Annotated in this window: 39 protein-coding genes; 38 read left to right on the forward strand and 1 reads right to left on the reverse strand. The window is 46.8% G+C overall.

All coding sequences use genetic code 11. The annotated features are described in order from the left end of the window. The 38 genes from V2I46_01485 to V2I46_01670 form a co-directional block, all read left to right on the forward strand. The coding region (locus tag V2I46_01485) for a hypothetical protein (GenBank protein ID MEE4176159.1) at positions 1–233 on the forward strand (233 nt) is incomplete at its 5' end. Positions 234–527: 294 nt separating this feature from the next. Further along, a complete protein-coding gene (rpsL, locus tag V2I46_01490; GenBank protein ID MEE4176160.1) occupies positions 528–908 on the forward strand; it encodes a 30S ribosomal protein S12 in 381 nt (126 codons plus the stop codon). A 37-nt stretch (positions 909–945) separates the two neighbouring features. Then, the gene (gene rpsG, locus V2I46_01495; protein ID MEE4176161.1) at positions 946–1,413 is read left to right on the forward strand and encodes a 30S ribosomal protein S7; all 468 of its coding nucleotides are present in this window, start codon (positions 946–948) and stop codon (positions 1,411–1,413) included. Positions 1,414–1,437: 24 nt separating this feature from the next. Continuing rightward, complete coding sequence (gene fusA, locus V2I46_01500; GenBank protein MEE4176162.1) at positions 1,438–3,537, forward strand: elongation factor G; 2,100 nt, start codon at positions 1,438–1,440, stop codon at positions 3,535–3,537. A 26-nt stretch (positions 3,538–3,563) separates the two neighbouring features. Continuing rightward, positions 3,564–3,869 (forward strand): 30S ribosomal protein S10, encoded by a 306-nt coding sequence (rpsJ, locus tag V2I46_01505; protein MEE4176163.1) that lies wholly within the window; start codon positions 3,564–3,566, stop codon positions 3,867–3,869. A 40-nt stretch (positions 3,870–3,909) separates the two neighbouring features. After that, positions 3,910–4,539 (forward strand): 50S ribosomal protein L3, encoded by a 630-nt coding sequence (gene rplC / locus V2I46_01510; GenBank protein ID MEE4176164.1) that lies wholly within the window; start codon positions 3,910–3,912, stop codon positions 4,537–4,539. Beyond that, positions 4,530–5,159, forward strand: a complete 630-nt coding sequence (rplD, locus tag V2I46_01515) for a 50S ribosomal protein L4 (protein ID MEE4176165.1) — start codon at positions 4,530–4,532, stop codon at positions 5,157–5,159. Before rplC ends, rplD begins: the two co-directional genes overlap by 10 nt. Before the next feature lie 52 nt (positions 5,160–5,211). Next, the gene (gene rplW / locus V2I46_01520) at positions 5,212–5,505 is read left to right on the forward strand and encodes a 50S ribosomal protein L23 (GenBank protein MEE4176166.1); all 294 of its coding nucleotides are present in this window, start codon (positions 5,212–5,214) and stop codon (positions 5,503–5,505) included. 6 nt (positions 5,506–5,511) lie between these two features. Further along, positions 5,512–6,336: a 50S ribosomal protein L2 gene (rplB, locus tag V2I46_01525; protein MEE4176167.1), complete on the forward strand. Its 825-nt coding sequence runs from the start codon at positions 5,512–5,514 to the stop codon at positions 6,334–6,336. A gap of 32 nt (positions 6,337–6,368) precedes the next feature. Further along, a complete protein-coding gene (gene rpsS / locus V2I46_01530) occupies positions 6,369–6,647 on the forward strand; it encodes a 30S ribosomal protein S19 (protein ID MEE4176168.1) in 279 nt (92 codons plus the stop codon). A gap of 15 nt (positions 6,648–6,662) precedes the next feature. Continuing rightward, a complete protein-coding gene (gene rplV / locus V2I46_01535; GenBank protein ID MEE4176169.1) occupies positions 6,663–7,067 on the forward strand; it encodes a 50S ribosomal protein L22 in 405 nt (134 codons plus the stop codon). A gap of 11 nt (positions 7,068–7,078) precedes the next feature. Beyond that, complete coding sequence (rpsC, locus tag V2I46_01540) at positions 7,079–7,810, forward strand: 30S ribosomal protein S3 (GenBank protein MEE4176170.1); 732 nt, start codon at positions 7,079–7,081, stop codon at positions 7,808–7,810. A 34-nt stretch (positions 7,811–7,844) separates the two neighbouring features. Further along, positions 7,845–8,264, forward strand: a complete 420-nt coding sequence (gene rplP / locus V2I46_01545) for a 50S ribosomal protein L16 (protein MEE4176171.1) — start codon at positions 7,845–7,847, stop codon at positions 8,262–8,264. A 159-nt stretch (positions 8,265–8,423) separates the two neighbouring features. Continuing rightward, entirely contained in the window at positions 8,424–8,630 is a 207-nt protein-coding gene (gene rpmC, locus V2I46_01550; GenBank protein MEE4176172.1) for a 50S ribosomal protein L29, read from the forward strand. Positions 8,631–8,639: 9 nt separating this feature from the next. Further along, a complete protein-coding gene (gene rpsQ, locus V2I46_01555; protein MEE4176173.1) occupies positions 8,640–8,897 on the forward strand; it encodes a 30S ribosomal protein S17 in 258 nt (85 codons plus the stop codon). A 2-nt stretch (positions 8,898–8,899) separates the two neighbouring features. Continuing rightward, positions 8,900–9,268: a 50S ribosomal protein L14 gene (gene rplN / locus V2I46_01560; protein MEE4176174.1), complete on the forward strand. Its 369-nt coding sequence runs from the start codon at positions 8,900–8,902 to the stop codon at positions 9,266–9,268. Positions 9,269–9,287: 19 nt separating this feature from the next. Beyond that, positions 9,288–9,608: a 50S ribosomal protein L24 gene (gene rplX / locus V2I46_01565; protein ID MEE4176175.1), complete on the forward strand. Its 321-nt coding sequence runs from the start codon at positions 9,288–9,290 to the stop codon at positions 9,606–9,608. Continuing rightward, positions 9,608–10,165: a 50S ribosomal protein L5 gene (gene rplE / locus V2I46_01570; GenBank protein MEE4176176.1), complete on the forward strand. Its 558-nt coding sequence runs from the start codon at positions 9,608–9,610 to the stop codon at positions 10,163–10,165. Before rplX ends, rplE begins: the two co-directional genes overlap by 1 nt. Before the next feature lie 9 nt (positions 10,166–10,174). Further along, a complete protein-coding gene (gene rpsN, locus V2I46_01575) occupies positions 10,175–10,444 on the forward strand; it encodes a 30S ribosomal protein S14 (GenBank protein MEE4176177.1) in 270 nt (89 codons plus the stop codon). Positions 10,445–10,476: 32 nt separating this feature from the next. Next, entirely contained in the window at positions 10,477–10,875 is a 399-nt protein-coding gene (rpsH, locus tag V2I46_01580) for a 30S ribosomal protein S8 (protein MEE4176178.1), read from the forward strand. Between the two features lie 13 nt (positions 10,876–10,888). Then, the gene (rplF, locus tag V2I46_01585) at positions 10,889–11,446 is read left to right on the forward strand and encodes a 50S ribosomal protein L6 (protein ID MEE4176179.1); all 558 of its coding nucleotides are present in this window, start codon (positions 10,889–10,891) and stop codon (positions 11,444–11,446) included. Between the two features lie 31 nt (positions 11,447–11,477). After that, positions 11,478–11,837 (forward strand): 50S ribosomal protein L18, encoded by a 360-nt coding sequence (gene rplR / locus V2I46_01590; protein ID MEE4176180.1) that lies wholly within the window; start codon positions 11,478–11,480, stop codon positions 11,835–11,837. A 4-nt stretch (positions 11,838–11,841) separates the two neighbouring features. Beyond that, positions 11,842–12,360 (forward strand): 30S ribosomal protein S5, encoded by a 519-nt coding sequence (gene rpsE / locus V2I46_01595; protein ID MEE4176181.1) that lies wholly within the window; start codon positions 11,842–11,844, stop codon positions 12,358–12,360. Between the two features lie 65 nt (positions 12,361–12,425). Further along, the gene (gene rpmD / locus V2I46_01600) at positions 12,426–12,611 is read left to right on the forward strand and encodes a 50S ribosomal protein L30 (GenBank protein ID MEE4176182.1); all 186 of its coding nucleotides are present in this window, start codon (positions 12,426–12,428) and stop codon (positions 12,609–12,611) included. Between the two features lie 37 nt (positions 12,612–12,648). Further along, on the forward strand, positions 12,649–13,095 hold the full coding sequence (gene rplO, locus V2I46_01605) for a 50S ribosomal protein L15 (GenBank protein MEE4176183.1): 447 nt from the start codon (positions 12,649–12,651) through the stop codon (positions 13,093–13,095). Positions 13,096–13,104: 9 nt separating this feature from the next. Further along, positions 13,105–14,457 carry a preprotein translocase subunit SecY gene (gene secY, locus V2I46_01610; GenBank protein MEE4176184.1) on the forward strand — a complete coding sequence of 451 codons (1,353 nt, stop codon included), beginning with the start codon at positions 13,105–13,107 and terminating at the stop codon, positions 14,455–14,457. A gap of 11 nt (positions 14,458–14,468) precedes the next feature. Next, positions 14,469–15,269, forward strand: a complete 801-nt coding sequence (map, locus tag V2I46_01615; protein ID MEE4176185.1) for a type I methionyl aminopeptidase — start codon at positions 14,469–14,471, stop codon at positions 15,267–15,269. Positions 15,270–15,275: 6 nt separating this feature from the next. Beyond that, positions 15,276–15,494 carry a translation initiation factor IF-1 gene (gene infA / locus V2I46_01620; protein ID MEE4176186.1) on the forward strand — a complete coding sequence of 73 codons (219 nt, stop codon included), beginning with the start codon at positions 15,276–15,278 and terminating at the stop codon, positions 15,492–15,494. Positions 15,495–15,526: 32 nt separating this feature from the next. After that, positions 15,527–15,643, forward strand: a complete 117-nt coding sequence (gene rpmJ, locus V2I46_01625; protein ID MEE4176187.1) for a 50S ribosomal protein L36 — start codon at positions 15,527–15,529, stop codon at positions 15,641–15,643. Positions 15,644–15,672: 29 nt separating this feature from the next. Continuing rightward, positions 15,673–16,050 carry a 30S ribosomal protein S13 gene (rpsM, locus tag V2I46_01630; protein MEE4176188.1) on the forward strand — a complete coding sequence of 126 codons (378 nt, stop codon included), beginning with the start codon at positions 15,673–15,675 and terminating at the stop codon, positions 16,048–16,050. Between the two features lie 64 nt (positions 16,051–16,114). Further along, positions 16,115–16,513 carry a 30S ribosomal protein S11 gene (rpsK, locus tag V2I46_01635; protein MEE4176189.1) on the forward strand — a complete coding sequence of 133 codons (399 nt, stop codon included), beginning with the start codon at positions 16,115–16,117 and terminating at the stop codon, positions 16,511–16,513. 38 nt (positions 16,514–16,551) lie between these two features. Continuing rightward, positions 16,552–17,157: a 30S ribosomal protein S4 gene (gene rpsD, locus V2I46_01640; GenBank protein ID MEE4176190.1), complete on the forward strand. Its 606-nt coding sequence runs from the start codon at positions 16,552–16,554 to the stop codon at positions 17,155–17,157. A gap of 36 nt (positions 17,158–17,193) precedes the next feature. Then, the gene (locus tag V2I46_01645; GenBank protein MEE4176191.1) at positions 17,194–18,186 is read left to right on the forward strand and encodes a DNA-directed RNA polymerase subunit alpha; all 993 of its coding nucleotides are present in this window, start codon (positions 17,194–17,196) and stop codon (positions 18,184–18,186) included. A gap of 5 nt (positions 18,187–18,191) precedes the next feature. Further along, complete coding sequence (gene rplQ, locus V2I46_01650; protein ID MEE4176192.1) at positions 18,192–18,812, forward strand: 50S ribosomal protein L17; 621 nt, start codon at positions 18,192–18,194, stop codon at positions 18,810–18,812. Positions 18,813–18,942: 130 nt separating this feature from the next. Continuing rightward, positions 18,943–20,235, forward strand: coding sequence for a phosphopyruvate hydratase (eno, locus tag V2I46_01655; GenBank protein MEE4176193.1), 1,293 nt, complete (start codon positions 18,943–18,945; stop codon positions 20,233–20,235). Positions 20,236–20,320: 85 nt separating this feature from the next. Beyond that, positions 20,321–21,601: a hypothetical protein gene (locus V2I46_01660; protein ID MEE4176194.1), complete on the forward strand. Its 1,281-nt coding sequence runs from the start codon at positions 20,321–20,323 to the stop codon at positions 21,599–21,601. A 151-nt stretch (positions 21,602–21,752) separates the two neighbouring features. Beyond that, positions 21,753–22,616 (forward strand): hypothetical protein, encoded by an 864-nt coding sequence (locus tag V2I46_01665; GenBank protein ID MEE4176195.1) that lies wholly within the window; start codon positions 21,753–21,755, stop codon positions 22,614–22,616. A gap of 220 nt (positions 22,617–22,836) precedes the next feature. Continuing rightward, a complete protein-coding gene (locus V2I46_01670; GenBank protein MEE4176196.1) occupies positions 22,837–24,537 on the forward strand; it encodes a Na/Pi cotransporter family protein in 1,701 nt (566 codons plus the stop codon). Between the two features lie 541 nt (positions 24,538–25,078). Here V2I46_01670 and V2I46_01675 read toward each other — a convergent pair. After that, positions 25,079–25,559: ammonia-forming cytochrome c nitrite reductase subunit c552 (locus V2I46_01675; GenBank protein MEE4176197.1), on the reverse strand; the 481-nt coding region annotated here is incomplete at its 5' end.

Genomic DNA, 25,559 nt, shown 5'->3' on the forward strand with positions numbered 1-25,559 from the left:
AAGTAAAAAGTAAGAATCATTATTATCTGTTTCTGAATATTTCTGCTTTTACCCACTTACGGGAAATACCTTATGTAGAGCAATACATTCTTTTGATTATAGGAGCTACCGGGGAATGTGAATATCTTTTCACGTTGCCCGGGGATTTTACTTTGTGTGCAAAGAGGCCTTGGAACTCATTGAGAATTAGGGTTCATTATCCTGCTGAAAGCCTCGCAGCTTGTAAGCTTTAAACATTTTTCTGAAATATGCTGCTTCAGTCAGAAAAAGCGTGGAATTTTGGAAAAACTTTCCTATCTTTGTGCCCCTCAAACGCGGAAGACAGATGTAATTGAGTTACAGCACACTTTCGGGTTTTGACCCCGTCAGGGATCAAAGAGGTAAATACATTTTACGGGTTTGTAGGAATAAATTTTTGGTAAACCATATTGGTTTTCAAAAATAAACGCTTACCTTTGCACTCCCAAAAATAGAGAGGATTGACTTTAAATAAATAAAAACGAAGTTTTTACAAATTAAATTGCAGTATGCCAACAATACAACAATTGGTTCGTAAGGGACGCCAAAAGGTTACTTACAAGAGTAAGTCACCCGCTTTGGACTCATGTCCCCAGCGTCGCGGAGTTTGTGTAAGGGTTTATACCACCACGCCCAAGAAGCCTAACTCGGCCATGCGAAAAGTTGCCAGGGTTAGATTAACCAATGGCAAGGAAGTGAACGCTTATATTCCCGGTGAAGGCCACAACCTTCAGGAGCACAGCATCGTGCTGATCCGCGGTGGCAGGGTTAAAGACCTACCCGGTGTAAGATATCACATCATTCGTGGTGCATTGGATACCAGCGGTGTAAGTGGCCGCAACCAGCGCAGGTCGAAATACGGAACCAAAAGGCCTAAAGCCAAGAGTTAATCATTGTGACTGACCAAGCATAAATTTTCACAATACAATGAGAAAATCAAGACCAAAGAAAAGAATACTGCTTCCCGACCCGAAGTTTAACGACGTGCTGGTAACCCGCTTCGTTAACAATCTAATGCTTTGCGGGAAAAAGAACCTGGCATACAACATTTTCTATGATGCCATTGAGATCGTTTCGAACAAAACCAAGGAAGACGGTCTGGAAGTTTTCAAGAAGGCCCTGGCCAATGTGACCCCCGCTGTGGAGGTTCGCAGTCGCCGTATTGGTGGTGCCACCTTCCAGATTCCTTCTGAGATTCGTCCCGAACGCAAGATGTCGATCGGTATCAAGCACCTGATCAACTTTTCGCGCAAGCGTAATGAAAAGGGGATGGCAGGTAAGCTGGCCGGAGAGATCATGGCTGCTTACAAGGAAGAAGGCGCCGCCTACAAGCGGAAAGAGGATACCCACCGTATGGCAGATGCCAACAAGGCCTTCTCACATTTCCGTTTCTAATATTCTGATATTCCTGTTAATTAAATGGCCAGAGATTTAAAATATACACGCAACATAGGCATTATGGCGCACATCGATGCTGGTAAGACTACCACCACCGAGCGCATTTTGTTCTATACGGGCGTGAACTACCGCCTGGGTGAGGTGCACGACGGTGCTGCCACCATGGACTGGATGGTCCAGGAGCAGGAGCGCGGCATCACCATCAGCTCAGCGGCTACTACCACTTTCTGGCGTTACAGGGATAACCAGTATAAGATCAATATTATTGATACGCCCGGGCACGTGGACTTCACCGTTGAGGTGGAGCGCAGCCTGCGTGTGCTGGATGGGGCTATTGCCCTGTTTTGTGCAGTGGGTGGCGTTGAGCCCCAGTCGGAAACCGTATGGCGCCAGGCGGATAAATATAAAGTGCCCCGCATCAGTTTTATCAACAAGATGGACCGTGCAGGGGCTGATTTTTTCGGTGTAGTGACAAAGATCAAGGAACGCCTGGGGATGAATGCCATTCCTCTGCAGATTCCAATTGGGTCGGAAGAGAATTTCCGTGGTATAGTGGACTTGATTACCGGAAAAGCCTACGAATGGGAAGAACAATCCCTGGGTATGGTGTTCAATGAGATCCCGGTTCCTGAAGACTTGGTTGACACCGTTTTCGATTTTCGCACGCAACTGATTGAAGGTTGCGCCGAAGAGAGTGAAGAGCTGCTTGAAAAGTTTATGGAAGACCCGGACAGTATCTCAGAAGATGAAATGATCGGGATTATTCGCAAGGCGACCATAGACCTGAAGATTACCCCGGTATTATGCGGTTCTTCATTTAAAAATAAAGGGGTTCAGGCGCTGCTCGATGCAGTGGCCAAGTTTTTGCCCTCCCCGATGGATGTTGAAGCAGTGACGGGCATTAACCCCAAAAACGACAAGGAAGAATTACGGCATCCGGATTCGACAAAACCATTCTCTGCACTAGCCTTTAAAATCGCTACCGACCCCTATGTGGGCCGGCTTTGTTTTTTCAGGGTGTACAGCGGGGTGCTTGAATCGGGTTCTTATGTTTTGAATGCCTCGACGGGGAAAAAGGAACGTATCTCCCGCATACTGCAAATGCATGCCAATAAGCAAAACCCCATTGAGCGCATTGAAGCAGGTGATATTGGTGCAGCCGTAGGGTTTAAGGAAATCCACACCGGCGATACCCTCTGTGATGAGAAGCATCCCATTGTCCTTGAGTCAATGACATTCCCTGATCCCGTGATCAGCGTAGCCGTTGAACCCAAGACACAGGCTGATGTTGACAAGCTTAGCATTGCCCTTGGCAAGCTGGCCGAAGAAGACCCCACATTTAAGGTGAAGATTGATGCCGATAGCGGACAGACCGTAATCAGCGGCATGGGTGAACTGCACCTGGAGATTCTGGTTGACAGGCTCAAGCGCGAATTCAAGGTAGAATGCAACCAGGGAGCACCCCAGGTGGCATACAAGGAGGCCATTACCCGTACGATTGAACACCGCGAGATTTATAAGAAACAAACTGGTGGCCGGGGTAAATTTGCTGATATCATATTCGAGATCAGCCCCGCCGACGAAGGCCTATCCGGTTTGCAATTCATTGATGAGGTGAAGGGTGGTAACATCCCGCGTGAGTATATTCCCTCGGTTGAGAAAGGATTTCGCATGGCCATGCAGAATGGTGTGCTCGCAGGCTATCAGCTGGATGGTTTGAAGGTACGCCTGATCGATGGTTCATTTCACCCGGTAGACTCCGATTCTCTGTCTTTTGAACTGGCAGCCAAGATCGGTTTTAAACATGCTGCCAAAAAGGCCGGCAGCATACTGCTGGAACCCATCATGAAACTTGAAGTGGTTACGCCCGATGAATATATGGGCGATGTGGTGGGCGATATTAACCGCCGCCGCGGGCACTTAAAAGGACTTTCATCAAGAGCCAATTTGCAGGTTGTGGATGCACAGGTACCGCTTTCAGAGATGTTTGGTTATGTGACCTCGTTACGTACCCTTACCAGCGGCCGTGCCACATCCACGATGGAGTTTTCTCATTATGAGGAAACCCCTAAAAATATTGCTGATGATGTAATTTTTAAATTGTTTGGAATAAAAGCATAATCGTTTAATTCAAAATAAATTAAACCGTGAGTCAGAGAATCAGAATCAAATTGAAATCTTACGATTATAACTTGGTGGACAAGTCTGCTGAGAAGATCGTTAAAACCGTAAAGTCGACTGGTGCTGTTGTTAATGGTCCTATTCCGTTGCCGACGAACAAGAAGATCTTTACCGTATTACGTTCGACATTCGTAAACAAAAAGTCAAGAGAACAGTTCCAGCTTTGCTCTTACAAGCGTTTGCTGGACATTTATTCGTCTTCGTCCAAAACTGTTGACGCGCTCATGAAGCTTGAGCTGCCCAGCGGTGTAGAAGTAGAAATCAAAGTGTAACTTTTTTAACTATTGCCTTAAGAGCAGAAAAATCTGAAAAATGTCAGGAATCATTGGAAAGAAGATTGGAATGACCAGCATATTCGATGCCTCTGGGAAAAATGTCCCATGCACGGTAATAGAGGCTGGTCCCTGCGTAATTACGCAGATAAAGACGAAGGAGAAGGATGGCTATGACGCCATCCAAATGGCCTTCGACGATAAGAAGGAAAAGAATACGACCAAGGCACTGAAGGGCCATTTTGCCAAAGCAGGCACCACTCCCAAGAAATACATTGCCGAATTCACCCGTTTCGAGAAAGAACACCAAAAAAAGTTTGGTGATTTACTCACGGTTGACATCTTTATTGAGGGTGAATACATTGATGTGGTAGGTGTTTCAAAGGGTAAGGGTTTCCAGGGCGTTGTGAAACGCCATGGATTTAGCGGAGTAGGCCAGAGTACTCACGGTCAGCATAACCGCCTGAGGGCACCCGGTTCAATTGGCGCATCGTCCTGGCCCTCCAGGGTTTTTAAAGGTATGCGTATGGCCGGCCGCATGGGCGGAGACCGGGTTAAGATGATCAACCTTCAGGTCATGAAGCTTATTCCCGAGAAAAACATTGTTGTTGTTAAAGGTTCTGTGCCAGGACCTAATGGATCATATTTAATTCTTGAGAGATGGAGTTAACAGTATATAATATTGACGGAAGCAAAACCGCCAGGACCGTGGTACTCAACGACGGGATTTTTGGCATTGAGCCCAATGACCACGCCATCTACCTGGATGTGAAGCAATACCTTGCCAATCAACGTCAGGGGACGCATAAATCCAAGGAGAGGAATGAAATCGCCGGAAGTACACGCAAGCTTCACCGACAGAAAGGTACCGGCGGATCGCGCAAAGGCGATATCAAATCGCCCATGTTTCGCGGTGGCGGCCGTGTTTTTGGTCCAGTTCCCCGCGACTATTCGTTTAAAGTGAACAAGAAGGTTAAGAAACTGGCCCGCAGATCGGCCTTGACTTATAAAGCCATTGACAGTAACATCATGGTTCTTGAAGCCTTCCAAATGGAAGAACCCAAAACCAAAAAATATCTTGAGATCCTGAAGAAATTCAATCTTGAGAATAAGAAGTCGCTGTTGGTGGTGCCCGAGGTAGACCGTAACCTGGTACTCTCTTCGCGCAATATTCCCAAGGCAAAAGTAGCTTTGGCTTCGGATCTGAATACCTATATGATCCTCAACGCCGATCATCTGCTTTTGGTGGAAAGTTCGCTGCCCGAAGTTGAAAACATTTTGCTGGACTAAGAAAACAATGAAACGGGTTGGAAAAAGATCGACCCCTAAATGAAAAACAAACATGGAAGTTTTGATTAAACCCCTGATTACCGAGAAAATGACCGCGGTAACCGAGAAATTTCCCACCCGCTATGGGTTTGTCGTTGACAAGCGTGCCTCCAAGAGCCAGATTAAGGCAGCAGTGCAGGAGATGTACGATGTTGAGGTAGCTACTGTCAACACCATGGTATACTTGGGCAAGCGCAAGACGCGTTTTACCAAAACCGGGATCCAGAGCGGCAGGAAAAACAGTTTCAAGAAGGCCATCATTACCCTGGCCGAAGGTCAAACCATTGATTTTTACAGCAATATTTAAGGATAAATGGCTTTAAGAAAATTTAAACCAACCACGCCCGGACAGCGCAATAAAGTAATCAGCGCATTTGACGACATAACTGCCTCCTCTCCTGAGAAGAGCCTGGTGGTTGGTAAGAAACATTCAGGAGGCAGGAATAATTCCGGAAAAATGACCATGCGCTATATGGGTGGTGGTCATAAGAGACGCATACGTATCGTTGACTTCAAGCGTGAAAAGGATGGGGTACCCGCAACGGTAAAATCGATCGAATACGATCCCAACCGTTCGGCCCGTATTGCCCTTCTTTTCTATGCTGATGGCGAGAAAAGATACATTATTGCCCCCAACGGGCTGAAGGTTGGGCAGACTGTCATGTCGGGTGAGAAAGCAACCCCCGATATTGGCAACACATTGTTCCTTCGCGATGTTCCGCTGGGAAGTATTGTTCATAATATCGAACTGAATCCGGGACAGGGTGGCAAGATGGCGCGCAGCGCAGGTACCTATGCCCAGCTCATGTCAAGGGAAGGCAAGTATGCCATCCTGAAGCTTCCCTCTGGTGAATCGCGTATGGTGCTTATCACCTGCCGTGCAACCATTGGAAGCACTTCGAACCCTGACCACATGCATGAAGTATCCGGGAAAGCAGGCCGTAACCGTTGGTTGGGCCGCCGCCCGCGTACCCGTGGCGTTGCCATGAACCCCGTCGATCATCCAATGGGTGGTGGTGAAGGTCGTGCCTCTGGTGGTCACCCACGCAGCCGCAAGGGCCTCCCGGCAAAAGGTTACAAGACCCGCAACCGGAAGAAGATGTCCAACAAGTTGGTGGTTGAAAGAAGGAAGAAGTAAACAGTTTAGAAAACAGAAAAAAAACGATTGATATGAGCCGTTCACTTAAAAAAGGACCATTCATTAGCATCAAGCTCGAGAAGAAAATCCTTGCCATGGCCGCCAGCAACAAGAAAAGTGTTGTGAAAACCTGGTCGAGGGCTTCAATGATTTCACCCGAGTTTGTGGGTCAGACGATAGCCGTTCATAATGGCAATAAATTCATCCCTGTTTATGTTACCGAGAACATGGTAGGACATAAATTGGGCGAATTTGCACCCACGCGGATTTTCCGCGGACACGCAGGTAAAAAAGACAAAGCAAAAAAATAAAAATTTCATCTTAAAATGGGATTAAGAAAACACTTAAGGGCTGAGAAACTCAAGGAAGAGAAGAAAACTCAGTATTTTGCCAGCCTCCGGAATGTCCCCACATCGCCCAGGAAAATGCGCCTGGTAGCCGATATGATTAGGGGCAAAGAAGTCAATAGAGCCCTTGGAATACTTCGGTATTCAAAACAAGATGCCTCCAACAGGCTTGAAAAGCTTTTGTTGTCGGCCATCGCAAACTGGCAAAGCAAAAATGAAGGCGTGAGGATTGAAGACAGCAACCTCTACGTTAAAAGCATTAACGTGGATGGAGGTCGTATGCTCAAGCGCTTGCGCCCCGCTCCCCAAGGCCGTGCTTACCGGATCCGTAAAAGGTCCAACCATGTTACCATTTTTGTTGATAGTAAAATTAAAAACGATTAAATCTTTTTCAGATGGGACAAAAAACAAATCCGATCGGTCTTAGGCTTGGTATCATCAAGGGTTGGGATTCAAACTGGTATGGTGGGCGCAGGTATGAGACTAAACTTGTAGAAGACGAAAAGATTCGTCAATATCTTAACGCCCGGCTTTCCAAGGCCAGCGTTTCCAAAATTATCATTGAGCGAACCCTCAAGCTTATCACAGTTACCATTAATACCGCCCGTCCCGGGATTATCATCGGGAAAGGTGGCCAGGAAGTGGATAAATTGAAGGAAGAATTGAAGAAAATCACTCAGAAAGAGGTGCAGATCAACATTAGTGAGATCAAGCGCCCTGAACTGGATGCTTTCCTGGTGGCAACGACTGTTGCCAAACAGATTGAAGGCAGGATTTCCTTCCGACGTGCAGTAAAAACCGCTATTGCTTCGACCATGCGCCTTGGTGCAGAGGGGATCAAAGTCACCGTTGGTGGTCGTCTGGGTGGTGCCGAAATGGCCCGCACCGAGACCTATAAGGAAGGCCGTATTCCTTTGCATACCCTTCGCGCCGATATTGACTATGCGACCACTGAAGCGCATACTACATACGGACGTATTGGAGTGAAGGTATGGATCTGCAAAGGCGAAGTTTTTGGCAAGCGCGATCTGACCCCTTTTACCGAAGAGCCCGGCAAAGGCAGACCAGCACCCGCTGGCGTTGGTCGGGGAGACCGTTTCAGAGGACGCCCGAAGAACAAAAGGTAATTTTTGATTTGTAGAAAAGAAAAACTGTTGAATAATGTTACAGCCTAAGAAAACCAAATTCAGGAAACAGCAGAAAGGCCGCATGAAAGGCAACACCAAACGTGGTGCTGAGCTTGCTTTCGGTTCGTTTGGCATTAAGGCGCTCGACACCTGTATGCTTACCGGCCGTCAGATCGAAGCTGCCCGCCAGGCCATCACCCGTTTTATGAAACGTGAAGGCCAGCTGTGGATCAGGGTGTTCCCCGACAAACCCATTACCAAGAAACCCGCCGAAGTGCGTATGGGTAAGGGTAAAGGAGCTCCCGAATATTTTGTAGCCCGCATTACACCCGGTCGCATCCTGTTTGAAGCCGAGGGAGTTAACCTCGAAACGGCAAAGGAAGCCATGCGTCTGGGATCACAGAAATTGCCTATCCTGACCAAATTTGTGGTGAGGAAGGATTATGTTGAATAATGAGGTTTTTTATTCAGAAATAATTTTGTAACTTTGCAGCCTTTTTGCAGGGAACCAAAACCAACGCAGCCGTTACCTGTCTGGATTGTTCTTCCCATTAAAGTCCGCCCGGAAAAGATCGGGCGGGATTAGCTGGCAAAAATTTAATTCACGCAAAAGATGAAACCTAACGTAATACGTGAAATGTCAACCAGTGAGCTCAAGGAGCGTTTGGTAGAGGAGAAGAAACAACTGCTTAAGCTCAAGATGAACCATGCAGTTTCTCCCCTTGAAAACCCGCTCAAGATTCCGGCTTATCGCAAAACGATTGCCAGGATCATGACAGAGCTTAAGAAAAGGGAAACAGAAGAACTTAAACAAAAGTAATTTTTAACAATGGAAACCAGAACTCCCAGAAAAGAAAGAACGGGCATTGTGGTGAGCAACAAGATGGAGAAGTCCATCGTGGTTGAGGTTCAGCGCAGGGTAAAGCACCCCAAATACGGGAAATTTGTCAAGCGTTCGTCCCGTTTCATGGCTCATGACGACAAGAATGACTGCAATATCGGCGATACTGTACGCATCATGGAAACCCGTCCTTTGAGCAAGAATAAATGTTGGAGATTAGTTGAAATACTTGAAAGAGCGAAGTAATTATGATACAACAAGAATCCAGACTAGCGGTAGCGGACAACAGCGGGGCAAAGGAAGTTCTTTGCATTCGTGTGCTTGGAGGGACCCGGCGCAAATATGCCGGTATTGGCGATAAAATTATCGTGACGGTTAAAGATGCGCTTCCTTCGGGCAACGTTAAGAAAGGTACCGTTTCGAAGGCTGTAGTGGTTCGCACCAAAAAGCCTGTTCGCCGGCCCGATGGCAGCTATATCCGCTTTGACGACAATGCAGTAGTGCTTTTAACTGCAAACGAAGAGATGCGCGGTACCCGTATTTTTGGGCCCGTTGCTCGCGAGTTGCGTGAAAAGCAGTTTATGAAAATTGTTTCTTTGGCACCCGAAGTGCTTTAATGCAAAATATACCTGAGCTATGCAAGCCAAATTACACATAAAAAAAGGAGATGCCGTAAAGGTAATTGCCGGGAATGAAAAAGGCTCCCAAGGCAAAGTGCTGGAGGTATATCCTGAAAAACTTAGGGCGCTGGTAGAGGGCGTAAACATGGTGTCGAAGCATACCAAGCCCAATGCAGCCAACCCCCAGGGAGGCATCATCAAGAAAGAAGCTCCCATACATATTTCTAACCTTATGGTGATTGATGGGAAAGGCAATGCCACCCGGATCGGCCGTAAGCTTAATGACAAAGGTAAACTGGAACGTTATTCCAAAAAGACAGGGGAGGTAATTAAGTAATGAGCTATATCCCGAGACTTAAACAAAAATATACTGAGGAAATTATTCCTGCGTTGATGCAGGAATTCCAGTATAAGAGCCAGATGCAAGCTCCCAAGCTTTTAAAGATCAGCCTTAACCAGGGTGTTGGAGATGCTATTACCGATAAAAAAATCATTGAATCAGCCCTGGAAGAAATGACCCAAATCTCAGGCCAGAAAGCTGTTCCCACCAAGTCAAAGAAAGACATCTCCAACTTTAAACTTAGAAGGGGGATGCCCATTGGCGTTCGCGTCACCCTGCGGGGCGACCGCATGTACGAATTTCTTGACAGGTTGGTAGCTGTATCACTTCCCAGGATCCGCGACTTTAAAGGGATTAATGAGAAAGGTTTCGACGGCCGGGGTAACTTTACCCTGGGCGTGCCTGAACAAATCATCTTCCCGGAGATCAACATTGACAAAGTAACCCGCATCGGGGGTATGGACATCACTTTTGTGACCAGTGCCAGGACCGATAAGGAAGCTTTTGCTTTGCTTCGTGAATTTGGTGTTCCATTCAAGAACCTAAAAAAATAACAAAGAATAATGGCAAAAGAGTCAATCAAAGCCCGTGAGCTCAAGAGAGCAAAACTGGTAGCCAAGTACGCTGCGAAAAGAGCCGAATTGAAAGCCCAGGGTGATTACGAAGCCTTGCAGAAACTTCCCAAGAATGCATCGCCCGTGCGCCTGCACAACCGCTGTAAATTGACCGGCCGCCCCAAAGGCTATATGCGCCAGTTTGGGATCAGCCGTATCAATTTCCGCGAGATGGCCAACAACGGTCTTATCCCTGGTGTTACAAAAGCCAGCTGGTAGTATTTATTAAAAACAACTTTTATTAAAACACAATGGTAACCGATCCAATTGCAGATTATCTGACCAGAATAAGGAATGCCGTGAAGGCCAATCACAGGATTGTAGAAATTCCTGCATCGAATCTCAAGAAGGGGATCACCAAAATTCTTTTTGAAAAGGGCTACATTCTCAACTACAAATTTGAAGATGAGATAAAGCCCGCTATGATTAAGATTGCCTTGAAATACCACCCGGTAACCAAGGTGGCTGCTATTAATGAAATTACCAGGATAAGTAAGCCTGGTTTGCGTCAGTATTGCAGCGCCGATGAGTTGCCCCGTGTACTCAATGGTCTTGGCATAGCCATCATTTCCACTTCCAAAGGTTTGATCACTGATAAAGAAGCCCGCGAACTTAAGGTGGGCGGTGAAATCATTTGTTACGTAAGCTAAAGGAGGGGAAAAAATGTCAAGAATAGGAAAATTACCCATAAGCCTGCCCGCAGGAGTAAGCGTTCAGGTATCCGATAACAATGTTGTGACCGTAAAAGGTCCCAAAGGCGAACTGAAACAAGCTGTCGACAAGGATATTAAAATCAGTGTTGTTGACGGCACACTGCATGTTGAACGTCCCTCGGAACAGAAAAGGCATAAAGCCCTTCACGGTCTTTACCGCTCCCTGATCAACAATATGGTGATAGGAGTGTCTGAAGGTTATAAAATTGTCCAGGAACTCGTTGGCGTTGGTTACAAGGCCTCGAATGATGGCAATCTGCTCGAGTTATCCCTGGGATATTCGCATAACATCTTCTTTGAGTTGCCTCAAGAGATAAAAGTGCAAACGATTACTGAAAGGGGTAAAAACCCGACCATCATTCTCGAATCGCACGATAAGCAGCTGATCGGACAGGTAGCGGCCAAGATCCGTTCCCTCCGTAAACCTGAGCCTTACAAAGGTAAAGGGATCCGCTTCCAGGGTGAAATTCTTCGCCGGAAGGCTGGTAAAGCCGCTGGTGCTAAGTAATTTTTGTAAATTTTTTAAATTCCTTATCAGGATGGCAACAAATAAGAAACTTAATAGAAGGACAAAGATAAAATACCGTATCCGGAAGAAAGTGAACGGCACAGCCGATCGTCCCCGTTTGACGGTATTCCGTAGTAATAAAGGCATTTATGCCCAGGTGATCAACGACCTGGAAGGCCGCACCCTGGTATCAGCTTCTTCTATGTCGAAGGAACTGGCCGACAAGAAAATGACCAAAACCGAAACTGCCAAGGAAGTAGGCAAACTGCTTGCTGGAAAAGCTTCAGAAGCAGGTATTGAAAAGGTTGTTTTCGATCGTAATGGGTATCTGTATCACGGAAGAGTTAAATCATTGGCAGAAGGCGCCCGCGAAGGCGGCTTAAAATTCTAAGAACATGACAAACGCGAATATCAAGAAAGTAAAGTCAAGCGAGATTGAATTTAAGGACCGGCTGGTAAGCATCCAGCGTGTTACCAAGGTAACCAAAGGTGGCCGTACTTTTAGTTTTTCTGCCATTGTTGTTGTTGGTAACGAGAACGGCGTGGTTGGTTACGGACTTGGGAAAGCCAAAGAGGTTACCACCGCCATTAGCAAAGGTATTGATGATGCCAAGAAGCATTTGATTAAGGTTCCTGTGCACAAGGGTACCATACCTCACACTCAGGAGGGTAAGTACAGCGGTGCCAGGGTTCTGATCAAACCAGCTTCCCACGGTACCGGTGTTATCGCTGGTGGCGCCATGCGTGCCGTATTGGAGAGCGTTGGTGTAACCGACGTGCTCGCCAAATCCAAAGGATCCTCAAACCCTCATAGTGTTGTGAAGGCTACCATTGACGCCCTGACGAAACTGAGGGATCCTTTTATGGTTGCTCAGCAGCGCGGTGTAGAGGTCAACAAAGTTTTTAAAGGCTAATGACCCAGCCAGTTTTTTTTAAAAACCCGGCAGCATTTAATCCCTTATCTGAAAAGTAAAGAACAATGAAGAAATACAAAATAGTTCAGGTAAAAAGCGCTATTCGCCGACCCGAACGTCAGAAAAGAACATTGATTGCCCTAGGATTGCGTAAGCTCAACAACCCTATTATCGTAGACGGAAGCCCGCAGGTGGAAGGGATGATCAATGCCGTGAAGCACTTGCTCCATGTGGAAGAAGTGACCGAATAATTTGTTTTTGTCATTAATTTAAAATGAACACAATACAATGGATTTAAGCAATCTTAAACCAGCAAAAGGTTCCGTAAAAAGCAGAAAGCGTATTGGACGAGGAGAAGGATCAGGCAGAGGCGGAACTTCCACAAGGGGGCATAAAGGAGCACAATCACGTTCAGGCTATAGCCGAAAGGCTGGTTTCGAAGGTGGTCAGATGCCCCTGGCCAGGCGCCTTCCCAAATTTGGTTTTAAAAACCCCAACCGCGTTGAATACGCCGGTATCAATCTGGATGTGATCCAGAAACTGGCTGAAGAAAAAGGCCTTGAGATGATCGACGTCAATGTGATGTTGGAAAATGGTCTTGTTTCAAAGAAAGACCTGGTGAAAGTTTTGGGACGCGGTAAACTCACTGCTAAAGTGGATGTTACAGCCCATGCTTTTTCGGCAGCTGCCGCCAAAGCCATCGAAGCCAATGGAGGAAAAGTAAACAAGATTTAAACCTGCGTAATGAAACGATTTATCCAAACGCTGAAGAATATCTACCGGATCGAGGACCTGCGTATCCGCATTATAAATACCCTGGGGTTCATTCTGATTTATCGCCTGGGTTCCTTTATTGTGCTGCCTGGCGTTGATCCTGCCCAGCTGGATGCCCTTCAAGCCCAGACACAGGAAGGGATTCTGGGACTGCTGAATATGTTCTCGGGAGGTGCCTTCTCCAATGCATCCATTTTTGCCTTGGGGATTATGCCTTATATCAGTGCCTCCATTGTTATTCAGCTGCTTGGAATAGCTGTTCCCTACTTCCAGCGATTGCAAAAAGAAGGTGAAAGCGGCCGTAAGAAAATCAATCAAATTACAAGGTACCTTACCGTGCTGATTACGGGTGCACAAGCCCCGGCTTACTTGGCTAACCTGATAGGTCAGCTTCCTCCGCAGGCTATCTCTCCCTTTGATCCGGCAGCAACTTCACCCTCGACCTTCTTCATGATCTCATCGGTAATTATCCTGATTGCCGGCACTATGTTCGTTATGTGGCTTGGGGAGAAAATTACAGATAAGGGCATCGGAAATGGTATTTCCCTTATCATTATGATCGGTATCATTGCCCGTCTGCCCTTTGCCCTGTTTGGGGAACTGGTGGCCAGGGCTACTGAAGGTGGCGGCTTGGTCGTTTTCCTGATCGAAATTGTCATCCTGATGGGGGTCGTAGTACTCAGTATCCTTTTGGTACAAGGAACCCGGCGAATCCCGGTTCAATTTGCAAAACGCGTTGTAGGTAATAAACAGTATGGTGGCGTGCGTCAATACATTCCCCTGAAGGTGAATGCAGCCGGCGTGATGCCCATTATCTTTGCGCAGGCTATTATGTTCATTCCCATTACCCTCGCAGGGTTCTCTGAGTCGCTGGGAGGCTTTGCTGCCACCATGTCGAACTTCTATGGGTTTTGGTACAACTTTACCTTCGCCATTCTGATCATCCTGTTTACCTATTTCTATACTGCCATTACCGTTAACCCGAATCAAATGGCAGATGATATGAAAAAGAATGGTGGTTTTATCCCTGGTGTTAAACCTGGTAAGAAAACCGCCGAGTTTATCGACAATGTAATGTCGAAGATTACCCTGCCCGGGTCGCTGTTCCTTGCTTTTGTTGCCATTATGCCTGCTTTGGTAGGTATTATGGGTGTAACTGCGCAATTTGCACAGTTCTTTGGCGGAACTTCGTTGCTGATTATGGTAGGGGTGGTTCTGGATACATTACAACAGATTGAAAGTCATCTTTTGATGCGTCATTACGATGGACTTACCAAGTCCGGAAGGATTAAGGGCCGTTCATCATTTGGAATGACTGGGTAATCTTAAGGGTAATGATCCATTATAAGACCAACGAAGAAATTGAATTAATTAGGGAAAGTTCTTTGCTTGTTGCTAAAACGCTGGCAGAGGTTGCCCGGCTAATCCGGCCTGGCATCACCACCCAGCGCCTCGATCAGGTAGCTGAAGAGTTTATCCGTGATCATAATGCTTCACCGGGTTTCAAAGGTTACAACGGGTTTCCGTATACCCTTTGCATCTCACCCAATGAAGTGGTGGTACATGGGTTTCCTTCCAAAAGAGAATTGAAGGAAGGCGATATCCTCTCGGTTGATTGCGGCGTGTTGAAAAATGGGTATTACGGTGACTCTGCTTACACATTTGCCATTGGCGAGATCAGTGAATCACTCAAGCGGCTGTTAAAGGTTACCCATGCTGGCCTCCATCTTGGAATAGAGGAGGCTGTTGAAGGTAACACTTTGGGTGATGTGTCCTGGGCTATTCAGCAGCATGCTGAAGATGCAGGGTTCTCGGTAGTGCGTGAGCTGGTTGGCCACGGAGTAGGCCGCCACCTGCATGAAGCTCCCGAGGTACCCAATTACGGGACAAAAGGGAAAGGACTGAAACTGAGGGATGGTTTAGTCATTGCCATTGAGCCGATGATCAATATGGGGCAAAGGTTTGTTGTTCAGGAACGCGATGGATGGACCATCCGTACTGCCGACCGCAAACCCTCTGCTCACTTTGAACACTCCATTGCCGTTAGGCAGGGAAAGGCTGATGTGTTATCATCGTTTCAGTATATTGAAGAAGCTTTGATGGAAAACCAAAATAATTCAATCATTATTCGGTAAGATTATATGGCAAAACAGGCATCAATACAACAAGACGGCGTTGTAATAGAATCATTAGGCAACGCTATGTTCCGGGTGGAACTCGAGAACGGTCATGTCATTACTGCGCACATTTCGGGCAAGATGCGGATGCATTATATCAAAATCCTGCCCGGTGACAAGGTAAAAGTTGAAATGTCACCCTATGATCTTACAAAAGGTCGAATTACTTTTAGGTACAAGTAAGAGGTTTTACAACACACACAAAACACTGTAAAATGAAAGTCAGAGTGTCGGTTAAGAAAAGAAGCCCTGAGTGCAAAATCGTTCGCAGGAAAGGAAAGATTTACGTCATTAACAAGAAGAATCCCAAGTTCAAGCAACGCCAGGGATAATAGTACGAAATTTAACAAGGTAAAAACATATGGCACGTATAGCTGGAGTTGACATTCCGAGAAACAAAAGAGGCGTTATCAGCCTTACCTATATTTATGGTATTGGCCGTAGCACAGCTGCCCAGATCCTTGACGAAGCCGGAGTGGACCAATCGATGAAGGTTGAAGAATGGAACGATGATCAGGTCACTGCAATTCGTAACATCATCAACGAAAAGTATAAGGTTGAAGGTTCGCTGCGCTCTGAAGTTCAAATGAACATCAAGCGCCTGATGGATATTGGCTGCTACCGTGGTATTCGCCACCGTATCGGACTTCCGCTCAGGGGACAGAAAACCAAGAATAACGCCCGTACCCGTAAAGGGAAGAAAAAGACTGTTGCTAACAAGAAAAAGGCAACGAAGTAATCCATCATTTTTTGAAGTGGGTACCTCTTGTGCCCCTTGATCAGAGCAAAAACAGAATCTAACAATGGCAAAAACAACCAAAGGCGCAAGAAGCGTCAAAAAAAGAGTTGTAAAGGTTGAGCCTCATGGACAGGCTCACATTTTCGCTTCTTTTAACAATATCATCGTTACGCTGACCAATCAAAACGGACAGGTAATCTCCTGGGCTTCTGCCGGTAAGATGGGCTTTAAGGGTTCGAAGAAGAACACGCCCTATGCAGGACAGATGGCTGCTGGCGATGCTGCAAAAGTAGCATATGACCTTGGCCTTCGCAAAGTGAAGGTTTTCGTGAAAGGACCCGGTTCCGGCCGTGAATCCGCCATTCGCACCCTGCATGCTTCAGGTATTGAAGTGGTGGAGATCATGGATGTAACCCCGCTGCCGCACAATGGCTGCCGTCCTCCCAAAAGAAGGAGAGTATAACCGTTTTTATTTGTATTTGAAAAAAAGAATAATTACCCATGGCAAGATATTTAGGCCCTAAGACAAAGATTGCGCGCAAATTTGGTGAACCCATTTTTGGCGCTGACAAGGCATTTGAAAAAAAGAAATACCCCCCCGGACAGCACGGACAGACCAAGAAACGTAAGAAAATGTCGGAATACGGTGTTCAGCTTCTTGAAAAACAAAAGGCTAAGTACACCTACGGCCTCCTCGAACGCCAGTTCTTGAATACCTTTGAGAAAGCTGTTCGCATGAAAGGCATTACCGGTGAAAACCTTCTGGGCTTGCTCGAATCGCGCCTCGACAACGTGGTATACCGTTTCGGAATTGCCCCAACCCGCCGTGGCGCCCGTCAATTGGTAGGACACCGCCACATCACCGTCAATGGTGAAGTGACCAATATTCCTTCCTATATAGTAAAACCCGGTGATATCATCGGTGTTCGCGAAAAATCGAAAAGCCTTGAAGTTATTGTTGACTCTCTGGCAGCCAGGCCCAGCAGCTATTCGTGGCTGGAATGGGACGGGGAACACATGCATGGTAAATTCCTGAATATCCCCGAGCGGGAAGCCATCCCTGAGAATATCAAGGAGCAGCTCATCGTGGAACTTTACTCCAAGTAGTGATCAATATCTTTTTAAAAATTAAAACCAACAATAATGGCCATTTTAGCTTTTCAAAAACCGGATAAAGTGATCATGCTCGAATCGAACGACCGCTTCGGCAAGTTCGAATTTCGTCCGCTGGAACCCGGGTATGGTATTACCATTGGCAATGCGCTCAGGAGGATCCTGTTGTCTTCGCTGGAAGGGTTTGCCATCACCTCGGTCAGGATTGAAGGCGTTGATCACGAATTTTCAACCATTAAGGGCGTTGTCGAAGATGTGACCGAGATCATCCTTAACCTGAAGCAGATCCGGTTTAAAAGGCAAGTGGAAGAGGTGGAAAACGAAAAGTTCTCCATCAACCTTACTGGCAAGGAAGTGCTCACTGCCGGTGACCTCAATGCTTCCCTCGCCAATTTCCAGGTGCTGAACCCCGATGTGGTTATTTGCAACATGGAAACCAGCGTAAACCTCTCGATGGAGTTTACCATTGAAAAGGGACGTGGTTATGTCGCTGCCGAGGAAAACAAACCCCTGAACCCGGTAATTGGGACTGTTGCTGTCGATTCCATCTTTACCCCCATCAAAAACGTGAAGTTTCTTGTGGAGGACTACCGTGTGGAACAAAAAACCGACTACGAAAAACTGGTTCTTGAGATTCTTACCGACGGTTCCATTTCCCCGAAGGAGGCCCTGAAAGAAGCTGCCAAAATTCTGATCGTTCATTTCATGCTGTTCTCTGATGAGAAGATCACCCTCGACACCGAGGAAAAAGCAGCCAGTGAGGAGTTTGATGAAACCTCTCTCCACATGCGCCAGCTGCTGAAGACTAAACTGGTTGATATGGACCTCTCGGTTCGGGCACTCAACTGCCTTAAAGCCGCTGATGTGGAAACCCTCGCCGACCTGGTTGCCCTCAACAAGCATGACCTGCTGAAATTCCGCAATTTCGGTAAAAAATCGCTTACCGAGCTGGAAGAACTCATCAAGTCGAAGAACCTCAGCTTTGGAATGAACCTCGCGAAATATAAATTAGATAAGGAATAACAGAAATGAGACACAGAAAGAAAGTCAATCATCTGGGAAGAAAATCAGCACACCGCAAGGCTATGCTTTCAAACATGGCTGCTTCCCTTATTCTTCATAAGCGCATCAACACTACCGTGCCTAAGGCCAAAGCCCTGAAGGTATACGTTGAGCCCCTGATCACCAAGTCGAAGGAAGACTCCACACATTCACGCAGGGTTGTTTTCAGTTACCTGGAAAACAAATACGCTGTCAGTGAACTTTTCCGCGAGGTTGCCCAGAAAGTGGCCGACCGCCCGGGTGGATATACCCGTATCCTTAAGACTGGTTTTCGTCAGGGTGATGGCGCTGAGATGTGTATGATCGAGCTGGTGGATTACAACCCCAATCTGCTGAAGAAAGCCGATGCCGATCAGACCCGTAAGACTCGTCGCGCCGGTCGCCGCAAGAAATCTGATGAAGATACCACGGCAACTAAAAAAGCCGCTCCCAAAGCAGCCAAGGAAGAAAAGCCTGTTGAAGAACCTAAGGCTGAAGAACCTAAGGCTGAAGAGCCTAAGGCTAAAGAGGTAAAGGCTGAAACCAACGAGACTCCTCAGGATAATACGCCCGCAGAAGATACGCCTGAAGCAGATACTGAAAAGTAATCGCTGTCTTCGAACGGAAAACTCATTGCAAGGATAAAGTTGGCTGTGCCACTTTATCCTTTTCTTTTTTTTAGATATACTTTTTTGTAATTTTATTCCCTGATTCGACCTTTAATTAAAACAAAATATTATGAGTGCAATTTTTAATGTTCATGCAAGACAAATCCTCGATTCACGGGGAAATCCCACTGTGGAAGTGGAAGTAATCACCGAAAATGGTGTTTTGGGTCGCGCTGCGGTTCCCTCAGGCGCCTCCACAGGCGTTCACGAAGCCGTTGAACTCAGGGATGGCGATAAAATGAACTACCTGGGCAAAGGAGTCCTGAAAGCTGTCGGCAATGTGAACAATACGCTGAACAACGAACTGAAAGGTTTTTATGTGACTGACCAGACACAGATCGACAAAACCATGCTCGAGCTGGATGGTACCCCAAACAAAGGCAACCTTGGTGCCAATGCCATCCTGGGCGTTTCACTTGCCGTTGCGCAAGCCGCCGCCATCGAAACAGGACAGCCTCTTTACCGTTACATTGGTGGAGTGAATGCCAATATGCTTCCTATCCCCATGATGAACATCATCAATGGAGGTTCACACGCTGACAACTCCATCGATTTTCAGGAATTCATGATCATGCCCATTGGTGCTTCATCATTTTCACATGCCATAAAAATGGGTGCCGAAGTGTTCCATAACCTGAAGGCTGTGCTGAAAAAGCAGGGTTATTCAACCAACGTTGGCGATGAAGGCGGTTTTGCGCCCAATCTGAAGTCGAATGAAGAGGCCGTCAAGGTCATTCTCCAGGCGATTGAGAACGCAGGGTACAAGCCTGGCGAAGATGTTTACATTGCCCTCGACCCCGCTTCCAGCGAATACTTCCTGCCCGAAGAAAATGTTTATCATCTCCACAAGTCGACGGGTGATAAACTGACCCCCGCCCAAATGGTGGATTACTGGGCCGATTGGGTGAAAAAATACCCCATCGTCTCCATCGAAGACGGGATGGCTGAAGATGACTGGGACGGCTGGAAAATCATGACCGATAAACTGGGCCAGAAGATACAGTTGGTGGGTGACGATCTTTTTGTAACCAATGTTGAACGTCTTTCCGAAGGCATTCAGAAGGGTGTGGCAAATTCAATCCTGGTAAAGGTCAACCAGATAGGCTCGCTGACCGAAACCATCGAAGCCGTCAATCTTGCCTTCCGCAATTCCTATACCGCGGTGATGAGCCACCGCTCAGGCGAAACGGAAGACACTTTTATTGCCGACCTCTCCGTGGCTTTGAATACCGGCCAGATTAAAACGGGGTCTGCTTGCCGTTCCGAAAGGATTGCCAAGTACAACCAGTTGCTCCGTATCGAGGAAATGCTCGGTGAAACCGCCAGGTACCTTGGTAAGGATTTTAAATTCCTTAAGAAATAATAACGTATGAGCTGACGCAGGGAAAAGGGGCCCAAAAGGCCCCTTTTTTGACTGCTATTGAACCCTACTTGTCTCCCCCTTATTCGTGAAAAAACTACTGATTGCCCTGGTTTTCCTTGCCTTTAACGGGCTTGCCCTGGCTCAGGATACCCTGACTTTAATGCATTACAACTTGCTTTATTACGGCATCAACACTTCCTTTTGTGATAGCCAGAATAACAATGTGGATGTGAAGGATCAAAACCTGTTAACCATTATCAATTATGTTCAGCCCGACATTTTTACCGTGAACGAATTGGGCCGCGGCCAGCATAATGCCGACAGGATCCTTGATAATGTTTTGAACGCAGGAGGGAATGACCGCTTTAGTGCTGCTACTTACACCAACTCGACGAATTCCACCATCGTTAACATGTTGTATTACGACCACAATAAGTTTAGTCTGTATTTTGAGGCGGTAGTGGGCAACATCATGCGCGACATTAATCTGTATACCCTCTTCTATAACGATGAGGAGATGCTGGCCGCAGGCGACACCATATTTCTTACTGCCATTGTAGCTCATTTGAAGGCTGGCAGCACGGCCGATGACCAGCAAACCCGAACGGCAGAAGTCCAGGCCGTGATGGCTTATATCAATGCCAACAATATTCGTGGGAACCTCCTTTTTATGGGCGATTTTAACATGAACTCCTCCTACGAACAGGCATTTCAGCACCTTACCTATCATCCCAACGAGGCCATCCGGTTTTACGACCCGGTCGACCAGCCCGGGCAATGGTACAACAATCCTTCTTTTGCCGCATACCACACGCAGAGTACCCGGTCCAGCAGCAGCGATTGCTTTGTGAGTGGTGGCCTCGACGACCGCTACGACCTTATCCTGGCTTCAAATGCCGTCATGGAGGGATATTATGGACTTAAATACATTGATGACTCTTACCAGGCGCTGGGGCAGGATGGAGCCCGCTTTAACCAGTCGGTAATTTACCCCACCAATACCAGTGCGCCGCAGGCTGTTATCGAATCCCTTTACGGAATGTCTGATCATTTGCCCGTAACCATGGAAATTAAAACAGGGGAAATCTCTGTCAACCTCAGGAAGCTTGAAGTCAATACCCCTGAAATATTTTTCAATAATCCCGTGCGCGAAAGCCTGGTGCTGCAGGCCGGCGAACATATTCCTGATTTATTGGTGTCAATTTATTCAATGACTGGAGACAGGATACTGGCTTTGCCCAGGCAGGATCTGATTGCAGGGGAGATTCTTACCATTCCCTTTGCTGGATTGCAGTCAGGAATCTATTTCATTCGGGCAGAAGGGAAGGACTTAAATCCGGTTTCCCGAAAAATTATCAAACTTTAAGCCACGAAAACACTGGCCGATCCCTTCAAATTTTTTTTCTTGCTTTTTTCTGTACCCCGCGTGTTTTAGGTATAATTTTTGTTAAGAAATAATAAGATTTCATATGTTATTAATCTTTTTTATTTCTTAACCATTACAAAACACCTAACCCATGAAAACAAAGAAAACGTTTCGGCAAGGAGTTTTTTTTCTTGCCCTTACTGTTCTATTCCTTCCAGGATGTGCTACCCTCGACAAGGCGGCTCTAAGCGAGCTGCAGCGGGTTCCCTTCGAACCGCTTGCCCTTCAACCCTCATTTGATGTCTACCAGATAAGGCTTGACTTGATCAGAGAGACCGATAGGGCTGTGCTTCCCGATTCAACAGTGACAGAAGAGGAGGAAAGTTACCGTACCCTGGGCTTTTACCTGGGCAACGGGCTATTTTATGACCTCAACAAGAATCTTTCCCTGCTGATACCCGACTTGTTTCAAGTCGACCCTGCAGCCAGTTTTACCATTCAGGAAACCGACCGGCGTAACTTTCGGAATGTGATTTACCGCCGTGATGCAGAAACCTATCAAATTGAGTATCTGGGCCTGATCCCCTGGGTCAGGACAGCCAACCTCCTGATCACCGATACGACCCTGACTTTTGAAAGAGGACTCCTCAATAAGTATACCCTTTCGTGGACCGACTCAACACTCAGGCATAAGGGATTGATTTTCTCAACGAGGATTCTTCCTGAACCCGGTGGGTTTTATGTGCCTGGTTTATTTTTTCGCAGGCATTTCTCCCAGTCGGGGAATCTGATTGAGCTCGACAGAGAATACCGTATCGTTGAGGAAAACAATGCCATCCTTTTCTTTAAGCGGAACATGCTGGGTCGCGATAAACTCCAATTTACCATGGTACGTTCCCATTCCGACTGGTACATCTACAACAAAAGGAAAAGGGGGTTAAGAATATCTTTCCGGGGCAATGAGGTTATTGTTTTCGAAAACCAGCGGGAGATCAAAAGATACCTGATGCACTAAGCCATAAGGCCATATAGGGTTAATCCAGGAGAAGCGCAATTGATTGATTGCGCTTTTTTTATAAATGTAAAAAGATTGCGCCAAAACAGATTCCTTCCTTTTATTTTTTTCGTAAATTGGGGCTCATAAACAAGGGGTTGATGTTAAGTTTTTGTTAACAATACCCAATAGAGGCATATTTATGTAATTTTGAGCCCCTTTAGGAATTAACACCTGACCTATGAATTTTGGCTTTTATCAATTCCTGACTCTTTTCGGATCGCTCAGCCTGTTTCTCTTTGGGATGAAAACCATGAGCGACGGCATCCAAAAGGTAGCTGGCGATAAAATGCGCTCCATCCTGAGTGCCATGACCTCCAACCGTTTTATGGGTGTTTTGACCGGGCTGATTGTTACCACCCTGGTACAGTCGTCCTCGGCATCCACGGTTATGGTGGTCAGCTTTGTCAATGCCGGCTTGCTCAATCTTACCCAAGCCATTGGCGTTATCATGGGCGCCAATATTGGAACCACCACCACGGCCTGGATCATTTCTCTGCTGGGATTTAAGGTCAGCATTTCTGCTTATTCACTGCCCCTGATTGCCATAAGTTTCCCCCTTCTGATGATGGCCCGCGAGCGCCTCAACTCCATCGGCGAAACCCTCCTGGGATTTGCTCTTTTGTTTATGGGGCTGGAATTTCTTAAATCGTCTGTTCCTGATTTGCATAGCAATCCAGAGATCTTTGAGGCCCTGGGACGCCTGACGGATTATGGCTTTTATACCACCTTGATTTTCCTGGGCATCGGGACCCTGCTGACCATTGTCCTCCAATCATCAAGCGCCACCATGGCCCTTACCCTGGTTATGTGCAACAATGGCTGGATCGGCTTCGAACATGGCGCTGCCATCGTTCTTGGCGAGAATATAGGCACAACCATTACCGCCAACCTGGCCGCCTTGATGGGGAACAACCAGGCCAAACGCGCCGCCCTTGCCCATACTTTCTTTAATATTATAGGGGTGATATGGATGCTCATTATCTTTAAACCTTTCATTGGGCAAATTGACCATTATATGGTGAAATCCGGGCTGGCCTCCCCATTCTCTACCGCGACCATGGTGCCCATCGGGCTCTCGATATTCCACACCTCATTCAATGTAATCAATACTTTCCTGCTAATAGGTTTTTTGAAGTTCTTTGTTATTGTGGTGGAATATATATTGCCTTCAAGAGGCAAAAAATTCGAACGTCCCCAGCTGGAATTCTTCAGCAGCGGTTTTCTGCAAGCTGCGGAACTCTCTGTATTTCAGGCCAAAAAAGAAACCCAGCGTTTTGCCGAACTCTCGCACAGGATGTTTAACTTCATTCCCGCCATGATCATTGAAACCGACAAAAAGGAATTTGAAGATCTCAGGGAGAGGGTCAGCAAATATGAAGAAATTACCGATCGCGTAGAAGTGGAAATCACCACTTTCCTGGTCAAAATTTCGAAAAAACAATTGAGCGGTCATTCAGCAGAAGAACTCCGAAGAATGCGCCTTGTATGTGCCGAGGTTGAAAGAATCGGAGATGTGTGCTTTAAAATGTCCACCCTGCTGGCCAAGAAGAAGGAGGAAAAAGTGTATTTCACTCCCGCCCAGCGCAGTGAGTTGTTCGAAATGTTCAAACTCACTAACGATGCGTTCGAACAAATGCTGGAAAATATGGAAAAGGGAGAGGCCTTTGCACTCCAGAACCTGTCCCGCTCCATTGAACTGGAAGAGCGCATCAACGGCTTCAGGGATGCCGTAGCCGAAGAGGTCATTGAAGACATTGAGAAGGGCGTGGCCCACGTTAAAAGCGCTTTCTACTTCAACAAGCTGGTCTCATCCTGCGAAAAGATCGGCGATACCCTGCTTAACATTTCTGAAGCTGTGGCAGGGGTCAATATCGAGTAATCAGGTTTTGTTTTTTCACGAAGCCAACTCCTGATCGAACCTTTTAAAGTCAGCAAAGGGTTTCTGAATGCCTTTTCTTAACGAAAGCGGATTAACTTTTCTTCGTTGCTCTATAGGTTCTTCCGGCCTTTATTCCAGCCCTTTTCTGTGCCCTTATTATTGCTGCGAAAACCCTGCTTATCAGCTGATACTTTGTGAAACGAAGGGAATGTTCCCTTAGGTCAGTAGTCATTGGATTCAGGAAATAAAGTTTCCAGGAAGCTATCTGGCTCATAGTTAATACGGAGTTTAGACGGGGTTTATACGGTTTAAACCGTATAAACTACGACCATGGTACGACCTTCATAGGACTCTGTCAGGACTCCCAATGAAGGAAATTTCCTTCAGCCAGTAAATATCAGGGATTGGGTCTCGGGTGCTAGGTGTTGGTTGTCAGGTGTTTGGTGTTAGAGGGGTATTCAGAAAGGGGTGTCATGATCCTGTTAAAAAAAAAGCTGCCCCGCAGGTCAGGGCAGCTTTCCTCTATTGTTGCGTGCCGCGATTACAAAGCGCTAAGCCATTGCGGCAAAACTCTTTCTTTCCATTCTTCCTTATCCTGGCGCATTTTTTCGGGATCAAGGCCAATATACCGTTGGGCTTTTTCCTTGGTGGAAATGTCGGGCAGCTCAACGGGATATTCGTGGCCATATTTAATGAATATGGTTGCCAGGATGATGCGGGCTTCATTTACTTTCTGGATGGATGTCCCCAATACCCTGAGGGCTTCGGCAGGCGAGTGAATGCCTTTACCGTTGGCGGCAGCAACCCAGTCCCAGCGCCATTGCGCATGGCGGATGAGTTGCAGGACATCCTTCATATCCTCTTCAGTGGCGCCGGCGTCCCAGGCATATTTTGCTTCAATATGGACGGTGGCCAGGTTCTTTTCGGCAATACGCCTCAGTTCAGAGATGCGATCCTGGTGGTCATACACGTTTTTCAGCAGTTCGGCTTCGCTTTCACGGTGACAAACAACGCAAGACCCT

The organism is Bacteroides sp. (genome assembly GCA_036351255.1).
GTDB lineage: Bacteria > Bacteroidota > Bacteroidia > Bacteroidales > UBA7960 > UBA7960.